The sequence below is a fragment of the Corynebacterium sp. HMSC035E02 genome (genome assembly GCF_001836065.1).
GTDB lineage: Bacteria > Actinomycetota > Actinomycetes > Mycobacteriales > Mycobacteriaceae > Corynebacterium > Corynebacterium hiratae.
Window position 1 is genome coordinate 16,269 of the sequence record NZ_KV827293.1, and the last position, 15,749, is coordinate 32,017.

The 15,749-nt window shown below is 65.0% G+C and carries 11 protein-coding genes; 6 read left to right on the forward strand and 5 right to left on the reverse strand.

Annotation, left to right across the window (positions count from 1 at the left end; genetic code table 11):
* Nucleotides 1–17: 17 nt before the first annotated feature.
* Entirely contained in the window at nt 18–1,100 is a 1,083-nt protein-coding gene (locus tag HMPREF2635_RS01020) for a glycosyltransferase family 4 protein (RefSeq protein WP_070821111.1), read from the forward strand.
* Here the strand turns inward: HMPREF2635_RS01020 and HMPREF2635_RS01025 are convergent.
* Nucleotides 1,024–2,517, reverse strand: a complete 1,494-nt coding sequence (locus HMPREF2635_RS01025) for an MmpA family trehalose lipid delivery protein (protein WP_070821112.1) — start codon at nt 2,515–2,517, stop codon at nt 1,024–1,026. The two genes, HMPREF2635_RS01020 and HMPREF2635_RS01025, sit on opposite strands and share 77 nt — an antisense overlap.
* Before the next feature lie 6 nt (nt 2,518–2,523).
* Nucleotides 2,524–3,498, reverse strand: coding sequence for a PorA family protein (locus tag HMPREF2635_RS01030; RefSeq protein WP_049156963.1), 975 nt, complete (start codon nt 3,496–3,498; stop codon nt 2,524–2,526).
* Nucleotides 3,499–3,551: 53 nt separating this feature from the next.
* Between HMPREF2635_RS01030 and HMPREF2635_RS01035 the strand changes: the two genes are divergently transcribed.
* The gene (locus HMPREF2635_RS01035; protein WP_070821113.1) at nt 3,552–4,766 is read left to right on the forward strand and encodes an acyltransferase family protein; all 1,215 of its coding nucleotides are present in this window, start codon (nt 3,552–3,554) and stop codon (nt 4,764–4,766) included.
* 159 nt (nt 4,767–4,925) lie between these two features.
* Here HMPREF2635_RS01035 and HMPREF2635_RS13780 read toward each other — a convergent pair whose 3' ends face one another.
* From HMPREF2635_RS13780 to HMPREF2635_RS01050, 3 genes are read right to left on the reverse strand one after another with little or no spacing between them, the layout of a single operon-like run.
* On the reverse strand, nt 4,926–8,210 hold the full coding sequence (locus HMPREF2635_RS13780) for an alpha-(1->3)-arabinofuranosyltransferase domain-containing protein (protein WP_070510954.1): 3,285 nt from the start codon (nt 8,208–8,210) through the stop codon (nt 4,926–4,928).
* A gap of 1 nt (nt 8,211) precedes the next feature.
* Nucleotides 8,212–8,409, reverse strand: a complete 198-nt coding sequence (locus tag HMPREF2635_RS01045; RefSeq protein WP_010188604.1) for a DUF2613 domain-containing protein — start codon at nt 8,407–8,409, stop codon at nt 8,212–8,214.
* Nucleotides 8,410–8,440: 31 nt separating this feature from the next.
* Nucleotides 8,441–8,944 carry a universal stress protein gene (locus HMPREF2635_RS01050; RefSeq protein ID WP_070821114.1) on the reverse strand — a complete coding sequence of 168 codons (504 nt, stop codon included), beginning with the start codon at nt 8,942–8,944 and terminating at the stop codon, nt 8,441–8,443.
* 58 nt (nt 8,945–9,002) lie between these two features.
* Here HMPREF2635_RS01050 and HMPREF2635_RS01055 point away from each other — a divergent pair, with 58 nt between their 5' ends.
* The 4 genes from HMPREF2635_RS01055 (at nt 9,003) to HMPREF2635_RS01070 (ending at nt 15,711) form a co-directional block, all read left to right on the forward strand.
* Nucleotides 9,003–10,064: a glycoside hydrolase family 3 N-terminal domain-containing protein gene (locus HMPREF2635_RS01055; protein ID WP_070821115.1), complete on the forward strand. Its 1,062-nt coding sequence runs from the start codon at nt 9,003–9,005 to the stop codon at nt 10,062–10,064.
* A 34-nt stretch (nt 10,065–10,098) separates the two neighbouring features.
* The gene (locus HMPREF2635_RS01060; RefSeq protein WP_210401580.1) at nt 10,099–11,790 is read left to right on the forward strand and encodes a VanW family protein; all 1,692 of its coding nucleotides are present in this window, start codon (nt 10,099–10,101) and stop codon (nt 11,788–11,790) included.
* Nucleotides 11,791–11,793: 3 nt separating this feature from the next.
* A complete protein-coding gene (locus HMPREF2635_RS01065) occupies nt 11,794–13,575 on the forward strand; it encodes an ABC transporter ATP-binding protein (protein WP_070821117.1) in 1,782 nt (593 codons plus the stop codon).
* Nucleotides 13,576–14,226: 651 nt separating this feature from the next.
* Nucleotides 14,227–15,711, forward strand: a complete 1,485-nt coding sequence (locus tag HMPREF2635_RS01070) for a SpaH/EbpB family LPXTG-anchored major pilin (protein WP_070821118.1) — start codon at nt 14,227–14,229, stop codon at nt 15,709–15,711.
* Nucleotides 15,712–15,749 lie beyond the last annotated feature (38 nt).

The following is a 15,749-nucleotide window of genomic DNA, read 5'->3' on the forward strand; positions in this document are numbered from 1 at the left end:
TAGGCTAAAGCATCGTCATGAAAATCCTTCTTTTGTGCTGGCGCGATTCCACCCACCCGCAAGGTGGCGGTTCCGAGCGCTACCTCGAGCGCGTCGGGGAATACCTCGCTGCTCAGGGCCACGAGGTGGTCTTCCGCAGCGCGCGCCACATGAACGCCGCCAAGCGCGAGCGCCGCAACGGCGTGCTTTATTCGCGCGCCGGGGCCAAGTTCAGCGTGTATCCGCGTGCGTTGTTGTGGATGCTGTTTGGTGCGCGCGGCGCTGACGTCGTGGTGGATACCCACAACGGCATTCCCTTCTTCGCGCGCCTGGCCACCCGCGCGCCCGTGGTGATCCTGACGCATCACTGCCACCGCGAGCAGTGGCCGGTGGCCGGGCCCGTGCTGGCGCGGCTGGGGTGGTTCCTGGAATCCCGCGTGGTGCCCGCGCTGTATCGCCGCAACACGTGGGTGACGGTCTCGGAGGCCTCGAAGCGCGACTTGGAGAAGTTGGGGATTCACGGCGCGCACATCATTGAGAACGGCGTGGACCCCCTGCCGTCTCACGTGCCCACCTTGGAGCGCGAGGCTGACATCCACCTGGTGACGCTGTCACGCCTGGTGCCGCATAAGCAGATTGAGCACGCGATGGACACCGTGGCGCGGATTCCGGGCGCGCTTCTCGACGTCATCGGTTCCGGCTGGTGGGAATCCCACCTGCGCGAGTATGCGCGCGCCCACGGGGTGGAGGACCGCGTGCGCTTCCGCGGCCAGGTCACCGAGGACTATAAACATGCACTGCTCGCCCGGGCCGACGTTCACCTCATGCCGTCTCGCAAGGAAGGCTGGGGGTTGGCAGTCATGGAGGCGGCCCAACATGGAGTTCCCACGGTGGGTTATGCATTTGGCCTGCAAGACAGCGTCATCGACGGCAAGACGGGCGTGCTGGTCCACCACGAGTCCGAGTTCGCTCCGGCGGTGCGCATGCTTGTCGACGACCCCCTCCTCCGCACCCGCCTCGGCCAGGCTGCCCGCGAATTGGCGGCTACTTTTTCGTGGGAGAAGACCGGCGCGCGCTTCGAAGAATTACTAGAAGCGGAAGTGCGCACCAAGCGGCGCTAAGCCCCCACGGGGCGGATGCCGGTTGCGCGTTAGTGGTGGCGGCGATGCGGCCGTCCTCGACGACCGCGCCCACACCGAGCTCTTCCAGCCGGTCGAGGTCGCGGTTGGTCCAGGCCTCGGCGGCTGCGAGGTAACGCGGCGATGGCTCATCCACTGTCACACCGTCGACGGTGAGCTCGCCGGAGTCGAGTTTGTTGGCGGCTTTGGAGTAGGGGTCGAGGGCGATGCCGCCGTCAAGCGGCACCATGGCGGGGCGGTCGGCGAAGAAGGTGAGGCGCCCGTCGAGGTCTTCGACGAGCTTGCGGTCGATGCCCGTTTCGCGTGGGCGTAACACGGCGAGTTCCCGCGGTGCATCGGGTGCCTGGAGCAAGCAGGCGCACAGGGCGAGCGCTGCGGGAAGCTGGTGCAGGGCTCCGATTCCCGCGACGGCCAGCGGCAGGGCGAGAAAGGTGAGCTTGGAGGAATCACGCACCAGGCCCGCGCCTGGGATGTGCTCGACGGCGAAGGCGATGAGACCGGGGGCGAGTGCGCCGAGGATGGCCAGGCCCATGCCAAGAACCGCCAGGACTGCCAGCGGGCGCAGCTCGCGCCGGGGAAGGCGGGTGGCGCCAAGAATGGCGAGCGCGGCGACGGCAAGTCCCGCTAGGGCGAAGCCCTGCTCGCGGGACGCCGGCACGGCTGCAGCATTCCAGATGCCGCCGAAACCGAGAAGCGAACCGACCGTTCCCACGTAGGCCTCCGCGCGCGGGGCGAAGGCCGCGGCTTGGGCGGCGGGGTCGCCGGGAGCGGCAGGGGCGGTGAGAACACCGCCCACGAGGCTTGGAACCAGCCACGGCAACCACAGCAAGACTGAGCCGCCAGCGAAGAGCCACCTTCTTCGCCCCTCGCGCTCACAGACAACCGCGATGAGGCCCCCGAAGAGCCCGCCGGTGGGCGTCAAGGACGCGGCCCACAGCGCTAGCCACGCCACGCGCGGGTGCGCAGCGAGGCAACCCCATGCGATCACGGGCGCCAGCCAGGCCGCGACCGCCAGCGACCACTGGCCCTGCAAGAGGCGCTCGATGACGAAAGGATTGGCCACCGCGCACGCCATCGCCGCGGCTGCTGCCCACGGGCTGAACTGTGTGCGCTGGCACGCCCATCGACCCGCCACCCACGCCGAGGCACTCGCAGCAGCAAGGATAAAAACCCGGGCCAGCCACGCCCCGCCGAACAGGGCCAGCACCCCGTCTTGCGGAGCATTGCGTGCGGGCAGGTCGCCGGCGCCGAAGGCAGAGGCGCTCAGAGCTGGGTTATCAATCAGCACCATGTCGCGCCACAGGAACTCGCCGGGCAGCACAAAAGGCCAGCACACCGCGAGCACGAGCACCACGCCCCACGCGCCGAGGGCGGCGCGCGTCGCAAGGGAGGTAGTCACGGGCGCCTACGCGCTCTGGGCGGCATGACGGCGCATGAACATCGCGGCCGCCACCGCCAACAATGCCACGCCGATGGCCTTGCCCAGCCAGCCGACGAGGCTCAAGACCTTGACCGTATCGATGACCCTGCGAACCGAGTCGAGGCGTTCGGTGCGGGTGGAATCGGACCAGGAGAGGGGGACGTCGAGAAGCGCGCGTTCTTGTGTGTCATCGGCGTCGACCATGGCCTGGGCCTGGCTCGCATCCGTGGCCCAGAAGATGCGCGGGTGTTCCTCCTCGTTGACGATGGTGCCGGTCGTGGGTTCGACCCACACGGTGCGGCTCACCGCGTAGAAGGGCTCGAGGATGACGTGCGATTTCGGCTTGAGGTTGTAGCGTTCCAGGGATTCGGGCGAGTAGAAATCACCCGCCGGGCCGGAGCGACGAGCATCGAGGTCGAAGACCTCCGCGAGCGAAACCGGCGCGACATCCTGGCGGAAGACGTAGGTGGGGATGCCGTCGAGCTTCTCGTCGCGCAGAAAGTCGATGGGCTCCGCGTCCTGGGTGAGTGGGTCGAAGAAAGGGTAGGAGCGCTGTTCCGCCCCGGCGGGGAAGAAGTAGCTGATGCCGTCGCGCTCGACCTGGTCTTCCACCTGCAGGTCAAGGGCGGGAAGCTCGATATTCTGCGTCGTGTTCGGGCCCGCCACCGGGTAGGTGGACTCGCGGTTGAGCAGGGATTCCTCGGTGATGTGCACGACGGTGTCGCTGTCCAAGGTGAGCGTGGTGGTGGATTGTGCGCGGGCCACGGAATCCTTCTCCGCAGAGGCAGTCGTGGTGTGGCGGGTGAACTCGACCCCGTCCTGTTCCGCGCGGACCGTGATGTCGAGGTCCCTGGGCAGCGGGCGGGCCTGGTTGTTATACAGCGGCGGAAGGATGGACCCGAGTATGAGGAACACCGCGGCGGCAATCGTCACCTGCGCTAGGCGGGAGCGAAGGAACACGTCAGCTCCGATCGGTCGAGGGATTCACTGCAGAAATAGTATCGTAGTGGGCCATGCGCTTTCTCCCTGAGCTCGAAGGCGTGCGTGCGCTGGCAGCGTTGGCGGTCGTGATCACGCACGTGTCTTTCCAGACGGCAACCGGCTGGGCCTGGGCTGAGAGGCTGGATTATGGGGTGGCGGTCTTCTTCGTGCTCAGTGGTTTCTTGCTGTGGCGCCGGCGGCACGCGCACACGGCGGGGCAGTATCTTCTTTCCCGCGTGGCGCGCTTGGCACCGCTGTATGTGGTGTGCGTGGTGGCGGCACTCGCCTTGCTTCCCGACGCCTCCCCCTTAACCCTCCCGCAAGTCATCACCAACCTGACTGGTACGCAGCTCTATATTGCCGATGGCCTGGTTCCCGGGCTTACGCAATTGTGGTCGCTGTGCGTGGAGTTCGCCTTCTATGCGGTGTTGCCGCTGTTGGCGTGGGGATTGGATAGGTTTTCTGTGCGTTGGCGGGTTGTGCTCATTGCGGTTGCTAGCGTGCTGAGTCTGTTGTGGGGCTTCCTACCCTTTGTCGCCGGTTATGAATCCGGCGATATCAACACGCAGATTTGGCCGCCGGCGTACTTTTCGTGGTTCGCGGTGGGAATGTTGGCCGCGGAGGCTGAGGCGGCTGGGGTGCGCCTGCGCGCTGGGCGCATTGTGCGGCTCGCTTGTTGGGTGGTGGCCGCGGGCTGCGTGTGGCTGGCCAGCCGCGAGTGGTTCGGCCCGCAGGGCTTGGTGCATCCAGAACCGGGTGAGTTTGCGCGGCGCATTGCGGCGGGGGCGGTGTGCGGGGCTTGCATCGTGGTGCCGGTAGCGCTGGCACCGCGCGAAAGCTGGCTCTCCTCCGCTGTGATGCGGGCGCTGGGCCGCTGGTCTTATGGGGTTTTCATGTGGCATGTGGCGGTGCTGGCCATCGCTTTCCCGCTGTTGGGCGTGTCTGCCTTCTCGGGTGCTGCCTGGGATTTCGCGGTGGTACTGGTCTTTACGGTGGTGGTCAGCTGTGTGCTGTCCGCTGCGACCTACGTGCTTGTGGAGGTCCCCGGCCGCGACCTCATCCGCTCTCTCGCCTTTACTCGCGGCCGCATCGCCGTCCCGCGTTCGTTACCGCGCCAGGCAGATAGCCCTGCCGGCTCCGCTTCTGCGAGCTCTGCCAGTTCCGGATCCCATTCCGCTACCGTGGGCTCCGGATCCCTCGCCAGCGCCGCTGGCTCGACTGATTCCGCCGGTTCGGTGGGGTCGTAGACGCCACTTCACACATGGCATTTTCCAGAAGGCATTAGTCAAACGGTTTCCTTGCCCCCAAACAAACCTTTTACATCGCCGCAGATGGTTTCCTTGACCCCAAAGACACCTTCTGACTAATGCCTTTTGAGGGGAACCATCTGGGGCGGGGCCGCGTATCTAGGACGTGCGGCGGGGCGGGAGGCAGGCACACGTGATAGCCGCGACGCACAGCAGTTGCACGAGCAGCGAATCGCCGGCGTAGCCCTCCGCGGGCCAGGGGGCGCGGGCGAGCATCGCGCCCGCGGCCAAGGTGAGCGCGCCCGCTAAGTAGTCGGGGCGCAGCGTGGTCCAGCGGGTAACGCCCCACGCCGCGGCAGCGGCGGCCACACCGGGCAACCCCGCGACGAGTGTCATGGTTAAGACAATGAGCACGATAAGTAGGAGCGAAGCCGAGGGAGAAACACGGCCAGGGGAGAGCGTACGAGAAGCAACGGAAGTGGTGGAGCTGGCTGGGCTGGTCGAGGCTGCGTCGTGAGCTGCGTAAGACGCAGCCGCGACAGAGGTAGCGGAATGGCGGGGGCGACGGGCCATGACGAGCAGGCACAGTGCGGTGGTCAGCGCGGCGAGCGCGCCGCCGAGGCCGAGGCCCACGCGGTAGGCGCGGTCAGCCACGAAGGACATGTGGAAGGTCCCGCTAGCGCCGGCGGGGATGAGGAAGGCTTGCGTGTCGGCATCGATGGAGCGCGGTTCGAGGGCCTGCGGTTCCGAGCTGGAGGCCGGCGTTGAGTCCGGCGCTGAGTCTTGTGCCGAACCTGACGTCGAGACCGCGGCTGTGCTGCGGGAGCGCAGCTCGCCGCGCAGGCCCTCGTTGAAGGCGCGGCCGGTGATAAGGAGGCGGTCGTGGTCGGCGGGCTCGATGGGCTCGCCGGAAGCGAGCGGGGTATAGCCGGTGTCGGATGGGTCGGCAGCGGCGGCGGCCGGGTCCGCGGAGGAACCGGTTTTGTCCTCGGAAGCTGCACGCGAGGAGGCGGGGAGGGGATCGGGCAGGGAGGACGCGGTATCGGTCAGGGCCGCCCAGTCGCCGGTGGTGCGCAGGAGGTGCTGCCCGGCGGACAGATTGAGGGTGGAGTTGGGGGCGTGGGGGGAGCCGTCGATAAGCACTGTCTTCTCACCGGAGACCCGCACTGTCATGTCGCGCGGGGTAGTAAAGGAGCGGATGAGGATGTGCTCGTTGTCTTGCTGGAAGAGGAACTGCTCGGCATCGGGCGAGGTATCGGGCACGGTGATGAGGCGCCGCGGGGTGGGCTGGTCCACGATGGACGCCTCCGCAATCCCGGTGCGGCGCTGCGGCTCGATGCGGATGGTGGAGGCCTTCGCGCCGGGCACGCGAATATCGCGGGCGCGGTAGGCCTCCATGGTGACCGTCACCTTGGAATCGCCGTTGTGGATGGTCACCTCAGTCGTGCCGGTGGTCATTAGACGCAGCGTGGGCGAGGTCCACGTGGAGTCGGAGTGCAGCTCCAACCAGCCGGAATCGCCGGGCGCTGGCCACCACGCGGTGGAGTTCTCGCCGTCAACGGCCGCGGTGAGAGCGCGCGCCGGGTTCGCCCCGCCGAAGGAAGAGGCATCCGCGGAAGACGAGGACGCGGTGACGCGACCATCGTGCTCCACCACTTGGGTCAGAGGGCCGGCGGAGGGGTAATCGCGCAGGCGATTGCGCACGGTGGAGGGGTCATCAGGGGCTAGCGGCGCGGAGACCGGGCCGGTAAGCGTGCCGTAGTTGCGGTCGCGCAAGGTGGGTGTGTCGGTCACGATGTCGGCGTTGGCGGAGACGAGTTCATGGGGACCGGAGAGGAGCGCGAGCGATTCCCCACCGCCCGCCACGCGTGGCGGATCCGCAGGCGCCAGGTTCATGGAGAGGTCGCGGTCGAAGACAACGACATCGACCTCCCCGAAGGTGTGGACCTCGCCTGGAATATGGACCGAAGAACCAGAAATCAGGTCGTGGCGTACCGCGACGGCCCCGATGCCCAGGCGCTGCAACACATAAGGCGCGGACGCGGGATCACGGGAAATCTGCGCCATCGCACCGTCCAGGCCACGGATAGCCTCGGGCGGGATGAGGGGAACGGCGTCGCGGACGGCCCAGGGGACGTCGAGAAGCGGCTGCGCCGGCTCGTCACGCGTCCAGCCCCAGTCCTGCCGCGCAAAGGAGGCCGGGGGGTAGATGAGCACGCGCGTATCCAGCGAGTTCATGAAAGAGGCGGCTTCGTGCCAATAGGCGGGAACCTCCTCGTAGGCGCCCTTCGGCAGCAGCCGGCCTGCCCAGGCGGGGGCGGTCGCGCCCACCACCACGAGGCACACCAGAAGGCCCGCTGCTTCACGACGCCCCGGGGACAACGTCCGCGGCAACCTCACCCGGGCGGCAATCGCGGCCACGCCGAGCAGCAGCGGGAGGCGCACCAGCGGGTCGAACTTGTGCACGTTGCGCAGCGCGGCCAGCGGGCCGTCGAGCGCGTCGAGGTACCAGGCGGCATGCGTGCCCAGTACGGCCACGCCCACGAGCAACATCGCAGACCAGAGTCGCGGCAGGCGGGACAGGCCCACCAGGCCTAAGGTGGCAACGCTCACGGTGACGAGCACGAAGACCGGCTCGGTGGCCAGCTCATTGCCGGCGACGCGCTCGGTATCCACAAACGGCGCCCAGCTGGTGGTGCCGCGCAGGATTTCTGCCAGGTTAAGCCAGCGAGTGGTTACGCCGGCGGACTCGATGAATTCCGTAAAGGGCGGGGCATAGCGGCCCAAGATGAGCAGCGGGATAATCCACCACGCGGATACCGCCGCGCAACCGGCCAACCAGGCCAGGCCAGTCTTGCCCGCGCGCCGCCACAACAGAATCACACCCGCCGGCAAGCAGGCAGCCAGCGTGGCCGTGGCGTTGACCGCGCCCATGTACGCCACTGCGACGACCGAGGGCGCGGCATCCCGCCAGCCCAGTGTGCCCGGCCGCAGGAAGGGCAGCAGCACCCAGGGTGCTAGCATGACCGGCCAGGTCTCCGAGGAAATCGCGCCCAGCGTGGTCAGCGTGCGCGGGGAGAGCGCGTAGAGGAGGCTGCCCATCAGCGCGGCATAGCCCGGCGCGGCGGGAAGTACTGTGCGGACCACGCGGAAGAAACCCAGAAAGCCCACCGCCAGGACTAAGAACCACCAGGCGCGCTGCGCTATCCAATCCGGAAGTGGATCCGCCAGCAAGAAGAACAAGCCCTGCGGGAAGAGATAGCCATAGGCCTGGTTCTGTAGCTGGCCCAGCGTGAAAGTATCGGTATAAGCATGCAGCGCGCCGGCCAAAAACCCAGCCGGGTTGGCCACCAGATCGTGCTTGGTATCGGCGGCGGTCAGCCCCCACGGCTGCACCAGAACCACGAGGGCTAAAAAGAAAAGCCCCCCGATGCGTGCGCGCACGCTACTCGCGGGAGCCGTACTCCGGCCCGCCCATCACGGCGTCGGAGGCCTTGACGGAGTTATCGTTCGGTACGGCATCTGCCTGCGAGAATTGGGCAATGCCCAGGATGGTTACGACTCCCAGCGCCACGCCGACGACCGCGCTGCCCAGGGCCGGGCCCAGGGTGCGCTTGTTGAGGGAATCGCTGTCGAATGCCATGGCGCCAGATTCTAGCAGCTAAAAGCTGCCTTTAGGAGTCGCTTTCTTCCGCGTCGTCCTCTTCATCGTTCTCCGGCGGCACGATGAAGACCGGCAGGCCCGCATTGCGCACGATGTACTCCGCCGTGGAATTGGTCCACAGCGAGCGGAAGCCGGTGAGCGCGCGGGTGCCGGTGACGATGACGTCGATGTCGAGTTCGTGGGCGGCGTCGACAATCGCGCTCTGAATCGTCGTTACGGATTCCACCAGGTGGGCATGGCCCCGCAAACCCAAGGTCTCCGCCTTGGCGATTCCCTGGCGGCAGATAGCCAAGGCCTCCTCATAGGCCGGATCATCTTCTACGCTGTCCGGCGAGACCGTGGACTGGTGCAGCCCAGTCCGGCTGACCGCGCGGGCGGCTTGGCGCGCAGAGGGCTCCCAGGCGGTGAGGATTTCGACGTCGGTGGGGCGTAGAAGCCGCGCGGCGTACTCGAGGGCGCGGTCGGCGCGGTCGGAGCCGTCATAGGCAATGAGCATGGTCTCTCCGTTATTCATGTGGCCATCCTAACAACCAGGTGTTGCCCGCGCGGGTGCTTCAGGCACACTGGTGGGCATGAGAAAAGCAATGCCCGCCCTCTTGTTGAGTGCTAGCTGTGCGCTGAGCGCGTGTAGCGAGGAGCCCGTGCTTTCCGACGCCCCGCCCAGCGAAACCAGCGCCGCGCCCACTAGCGCCGCGTCGGGGGACTCGACACCACAGGAAGCCGCGCCCGAGGATGTTCGCGCCCGCGCCGCCGCCAAGCTCATGCCGCCGGCACTGAACTACGAGGATGCCCGGGCGAAGCTGGAAGCCGGTGTAGGTGGGCTCTTCATCCCGAGCTGGGCCGACCCCGAGCTGCTCAGCGATGGCCCGCGGGGAGTGAACGCTTTGCGCGAGGAAATGGGCCGCGACTTCGAGGTCTCCATCGACTTCGAGGGCGGGCGCGTGCAGCGCTTTTCCGAAATCTTGGGCGACTACCCCTCCCCGCAGGCCATGGCGGAGGGCCATAGCCCAGAAGAGGTCGAGGCCCTAGCCACGGAAATCGGGCACAGCCTGCGCGCCCACGGCGTGACGGTGGACTTCGCCCCGGTGCTCGACGTGGATGGGGGAGACCTGGAGGTCGTCGGCGACCGCGCCTTCTCCACCGACCCACAGGCCGCCGGCGAGTATGGCGCGGCCTTTGCCCGCGGGCTGCAGGCTGCCGGCGTGAAGGCCGTGTTCAAGCACTTCCCCGGCCACGGGCGCGCCTCCGGGGACACGCACCTGGGTGAGGCCGTTACCCCGCCCCTGGAAGACCTGTATGACCGCGAGTTCGTGCCATTCCACACGGCAATCCCGCAAGCTCCGGAAGCAGCGCTCATGATGGGCCACCTCGTGGTTCCTGGGCTGGGCGAGGAGCCGGCCTCCCTCAACCCGCGGGCCTACCAGCTAGCCCGCGAGGAGCTGGGCTTCGAGGGCACGATTTACACCGATGACCTGGGAGGTATGGCTTCCATCTCGGAGAATTTCAGCGTGCCGGAGGCCGTGGCCGCAGCCCTTGCCGCAGGTGCCGATATGCCGCTGTGGTCCACCGACGATGACATCAACGCGGTCATCGACGCGGCCGCCGACGTGGTGGCCCAGCACGAGGGCGACTAGTAAAAACCAGCTGGCAGCCGTTAATCTCGTACACGTGAAAAAGGCAATCGGACATAGGCAGCAGCGACGCAAGGGGCTCCATGTGACCCTTGGTGTGCTCGTCGGCCTCCTACTCATCGCCGGCATCGCCTACGCGTGGGACGTCATGGCCAACCAGCACAAGGTTCCGCGCGCGACGTCGGTCGGCGGCGTGGACATCTCCCGCATGGAGCGCACCGCTGCGGTGGAGAAGCTGGAGCAGGAACTCGGGGATGTCGCGGCCCAGCCCGTGGATATCCGCGCCGGGGAGAAAAGCTCGCAGCTTATCCCTCAAGATGCTGGCCTGAGCCTGAATTATCAGAAGGCCGTCGACGGCATTCCTGACGCCTCCCTGAACCCCTTCTCGCGCCTGTACAGCTTCATCAAGCCCACCCAGGAAATCCCTGTCGCCGTGGACATCGATGAAGGCCAGCTCTCCGGCCAGCTCGAGCGCGTGAGCAATGATCTGAAGATCGAACCGGAGGATGGAAACCTAGAGCTTATCGACGGCTCCCTCAAAGAGACCAAGCCCAAGCTCGGCCAGGCGGTGGAAGAAGGGGAGTTGCACGAGGGCGTCGTCAAGCACTGGCTCGACCCCGAGGGCGTTGAGGTTGAGCCGATGGTGGTGGAGCCACAGATTAATGATGAAGCGATTGAGGCCATGCGCACCGGGGATGCCGCCCGCGCGCTGGATAACCCGCTCACCCTGAAGGGCGAGAACAACACTGCCGGGACCCTGCGCAAGCCGGAGATTTCCCAATTTGTCTCCATCGCCGCCGAAGACGGCGAGCTGCGCCTCAAGGTGGATAAAGACCGCGCGCGCGAGCTCTTCCAAGAGCGCATGCAAGGCTCCGAGGTGCCCGGCACCAACGCCAAGATTTCCTTCAGCGGCAACGACAAACAGATTACGCCCTCAGTGGATGGCTCCGTCATCGATTGGGAGAAGACCCTCGACGGTTTCGAAGACCGCGTGAGCAGCGAAGATAACCGCGAGTGGGATGCCGACTACAAGCCGGACCCCGCGGATTTCACCACCGAGATGGCGGAGAAGGCCACCTTCGATGACACCGTATCGGAGTTCTCCACCGGTGGCTTCTCCGGGGCCTCCGGCACTAACATCCGGCTGGTGGCCCAGCAGGTCAACGGTGCCGTGGTCAACCCAGGCGAGACCTTCTCCCTCAACGGCTACACCGGCCCGCGCGGCACCGCGCAGGGCTACGTGGAATCCGGCATCATCATCGACGGCCACGCGGGCAAGGCCGTGGGTGGTGGCATTTCCCAGTTCGCCACCACCCTCTACAACGCCGCGTACTTCGCCGGCATGGAGGATACCGCGCACACCCCGCACTCCTATTACATTTCCCGCTACCCGGCCGGCCGCGAGGCCACCGTGTACGAAGGTGCGATTGACCTGCAGTTCACGAATACCTCTAACCATCCGGTGCGCATCGAAACCAGCTTTGGTAGCGACATCACCGTGCGCTTCAAGGGAGTGAAGACGGTTGAGGTCGAGTCCATCAACAACGGCCGCTGGGCCAAGACCGAGCCGCAGCGCAAGTCGGTGAGCGAGGACTGCTCGCCGTCGTCTGGCGCGCCGGGCTTCACGACGTCCGATACCCGCGTGATTAAGGACCTCTCCGGCAAGGAAATCTCTCGGGAGACCACCACCACGGTTTATGACCCGCAGCCCATCGTCACCTGCGGTTAAACTATGACGCGGCCGATGCATACCGCGGTGAAGGACCCAGCGGACGTCGATCAGCTGGCCCAGCACCCGGTGAAGTTTGCTCGCGTCGCCGGCCTGTTCGCCGCGCACCGCGGCACGCTGCTGCTGGTGGTAGCACTCATCGTGGCGACGTCTGGGCTGACTGTGGCGCAGCCTTTCCTCGTGCGCCGCACCGTGGACGAGGCCATTCCTGAACACGACACCGCGCTGCTGCTGTGGCTCGTCGGCGGCATGCTGGCCATCACCGTGGTCTCCCAGGCCATCGGCGTTATCCAGTCTTTCTTGTCCGCGCGGGTGGGGCACACCATCATGCACGAGCTGCGCACGCAGGTCTTTGCCAACCTCCAGCGCCAGTCGCTGCAGTTCTTTACCAACAACCGCGGCGGTGAGATTCAGTCGCGCCTGACCAATGACATCGCGGCGATGCGTGGCATGGTGACTACCACGGCGACGTCCGTGGCCAGCAACCTCACCATGACGGTGGCCACGTTGGTGGCAATGGTGGCGCTCTCGCCAACCCTGTCGCTGCTGTCCTTGCTGGTGCTGCCGCCTGCAGTGTGGCTCACCCGCCGCGCCGCCGTGCTGCGCCGCAGCCTCATGGAGAAAAACAGCCGCGCGCAGGCGACGCTGCAGCAGACCATTTCGGAGAACCTGTCGGTCTCCGGCATGCGACTGGCGGCCACGCTGGGCGCGCAGGAGCGGGTCTATGGCGCGTTTGAGAAGACCTCGCGCTCCCTCATCCGCTTGGAGCTGGAATCGCAGCTGGCCGGGCGCTGGCGCATGGCGCTGACCCAAATCGTTTTCGGGGTCATGCCGGCGCTGATCTACCTGGTGGCCGGCCTGCGCCCGGGGATTACGATTGGCACGCTTATCGCGTTTAGTACCCTGCAGACCCAGATTTTCCGCCCGATTACCGGCCTGCTTAACGTGGGCGCGCAGTGGGTGGCGTCGATGGCGCTGTTCAGCCGCATCTTCGAGTACCTCGACCTAGATCCCGATCTCACCGAGGCCACCCAGCCCGCCCAGCTTGCCGACTCCTCCCTCACCCTCCACCACGTCTCCTACCGCTACCCCGGCACTGACACAGACGCGCTTTCCGACGTCTCCCTTTCCATCCCCGCCCACACCACTACCGCCCTGGTGGGGCATACCGGTTCCGGCAAATCCACGGTGGCTTCCCTTCTGGTGCGCTTGGCCGACCCAACGGAAGGGGCCGTGCTCTTAGGTGGGGTAGACCTGCGTGACATTCCTGCCGAGCAACGCTCGGCAGTCATCGGCGTGGTCTCCCAGGAGACCTACCTGATTCACGGCACGGTGCGGGAGAACCTCCTCTTCGCACAGCCGGATGCCAGTGAGGAACAGATGTGGGCGGCGCTTAACGCCGCGCGCGTGGACGAGGTCATCGCCGCGCTTCCCGACGGGTTGGATACTCTCGTGGGATCGCGCGGCTACCGCTTCTCCGGCGGTGAGCAGCAGCGCCTCTCGTTGGCCCGCACGCTGCTGCGCCAACCCCAAGTGCTCATCCTGGATGAGGCCACCTCGGCCCTCGACAACGAAACGGAGCGCGCCATCCAGGACGCAGTGCTTGGCGCGGACGCCACCCGCCTGGTTATTGCGCACCGTTTGTCCACCATCCGCGATGCCGACCAAATCGTCGTCCTCGACGCCGGCCGCGTGGTCGAGCGCGGCACCCACGACGATCTCCTCGCACGCGACGGCGCGTACGCCGCGCTCCTTCGTGCTGCAGCTGACACTGACGGTTCTTAGCGAGCGCTTGCAAGGAATCTTAATGCTATCAACGCTTGGTCGTGTGCTCTGTTAGAAACTGAGAATATAAACTGTTTCGAGCGTGCCTAAGCTGTCCCCTTGACGCTTCCTTTTTGTTTGCGCGTCAAAGGTTTTGGCTCCCTGCCAATATTGGCGGGGCTAATGGTCAAGTTCTCTGCTATTGCGCGACACTCTGCTCGGAAGGCTTAGTCTGCGTATTGACTTTTCCGCATGTGACGGGCGTAAAGTTGGGTGGATTTACCCCCTTGAGGGGGTGGTGTGGTAGCTCTCACTCTACGGCGGGGTGGTGGCTGCGAAAACTGTAGTTTAACTGCGAAAATGATCTCTTGTACAAGAATGGACGTTGGGGATTATCAGGGGGGGCTAGCTGGTTTTATAGGGGGCAAGTATTTGCCGGGTATTTTGTTTTCGCCTCTGAGTATAAGATCTAGCTATGTAATCCACAGGCTGCCGTTAGTCAAAGCTGGAGGCCTGCGTAGATACCTCTTGCTCTCAGAATTGTTTCTCTCAACGGGCGAAAGATTCTTAGCGATGCGTCGGGCTGCGATCTGTGAACAGTGCGGAGTGGATTGCGCATAGTCAATGAGGCGCGGTGTCTCATTTCAGAACTCGTGTAAAGGACCAGTTTCCGTGAACAAGATCTCTCGTACCGCTCGTTCGGTTACTTTCGCTGCCGTCATTGGCCTCTCTATGGGTATCTCCGCTCCGGGGGCCCTGGCGCAAGACGGTACTGTCGCTGAGCAGCCTGCTGCTGAGTCGGGTGCCGTAAACAAGGCAAACATCGATTTCTCCAAGAAGGGCTCGATCACTCTCTACAAGAAGAAGGGTGCTGAGTCCACCACGCCGGCTACCGGTGGGGAAATGGCAGACGTCCCAGGCAAGGCGCTAGCTGGCGTGACCTACAAGATCACCAAGCTGGATTACGACCTGCAGAATGGTGACTGGTCGAAGTTCCCGAAGACCGCTGCCGACGCCGCAGGCCACGAGACCGATAAGACGTTCGAGCGTACCACCGGTGCCGACGGCAAGGTTGCCTTCGAGAAACTGGACTTGGGTATCTACCTCGTTGAGGAGACCGATGCTCCGGCCGGCATCGTTACAGGAGCTCCGTTCATCGTGTCGGTACCAATGGTCAACCAGGATTCCAATGCGTGGAACTACGATGTCGTTGCGTACCCGAAGAACACTGAGACCAAGACCGAGAAGACCGTCAAGGACGCCGACAAGCACATCCAGGACGCATACACCTACACCATTAACGCCGACGCTCCGACCTGGGGCGAGGGCAAGAGCCCGACTGCCTTCCGCTTTGAGGATCAGCTGGACCAGCGTTTGGACTTCCAGAAGGTTACCGAGGTTAAGGCTGGTAACACCGCTCTGGGCGCCGGTGACTACGAGGTCAACAATCCGACTGAGAACGGAAACAAGCTCGTCGTTAAGCTGACCGAGCAGGGCCTTGGCAAGGTTAAGTCCGGTGACAAGATGTCCCTGACCTTCGAGGTCAAGCGCAAGGAAGTGGGCGACACCACTGAGCTGAAGAACCAGGCTGATGTCATCTTCAACAACCCGAATACCGGCAACGAGGTCAAGAACAAGACCAACGAGGTCGTGACCTACCACGGCAAGCTGAAGGTTGTGAAGAAGGACGGCAAGGAGGCCGGTAAGGTCCTGCAGGGCGCGGAGTTCGAGCTCTACCAGTGCACCAAGGCTTCCGATTTGGGCGAGAGCCCGCTGACCATTAACGGTGCAAGCAAGTGGACCACTGGTGAGGACGGCACCATCACCATCGACGGACTGCACGTCACCGACTTCGCAGATAACGCACCGGTCACCGACATCAAGAAGTTCTGTCTGAAGGAAACCAAGGCTCCGGCGGGCTACGCACTGCCGGAAAACCCTGTTACCGAGATTGAGTTCACCCGCGAGAACATCGCGAAGACTGGTGAGCTCGAGGGTGACGACGCCGTCACCCTTGTTTCTGAAATTGAAAACATCAAGCGCGACACCCCGAACCTGCCGATGACCGGTGGTGCCGGTGTGGGCATCCTGGCTGCTATTGGCGCAGCGATTGTTGCTGCTGGTGCTTGGTTCGCTCGTCGTACCGCGCGCAACTAATAACCGGGCGTAGTTCCGGTGGTGCAGACCATCCATGA

What these genes read in the sequence shown, in the direction of transcription:
- HMPREF2635_RS01020 (WP_070821111.1), top strand. Translation starts at nt 18, where the DNA reads ATGAAAATCCTTCTTTTGTGCTGGCGCGATTCCACCCACCCGCAAGGT.
- HMPREF2635_RS01035 (WP_070821113.1), top strand. Translation starts at nt 3,552, where the DNA reads ATGCGCTTTCTCCCTGAGCTCGAAGGCGTGCGTGCGCTGGCAGCGTTG.
- HMPREF2635_RS01045 (WP_010188604.1), bottom strand. Translation starts at nt 8,409, where the DNA reads ATGGCATTCGACAGCGATTCCCTCAACAAGCGCACCCTGGGCCCGGCC.
- HMPREF2635_RS01050 (WP_070821114.1), bottom strand. Translation starts at nt 8,944, where the DNA reads ATGAATAACGGAGAGACCATGCTCATTGCCTATGACGGCTCCGACCGC.
- HMPREF2635_RS01055 (WP_070821115.1), top strand. Translation starts at nt 9,003, where the DNA reads ATGAGAAAAGCAATGCCCGCCCTCTTGTTGAGTGCTAGCTGTGCGCTG.
- HMPREF2635_RS01065 (WP_070821117.1), top strand. Translation starts at nt 11,794, where the DNA reads ATGACGCGGCCGATGCATACCGCGGTGAAGGACCCAGCGGACGTCGAT.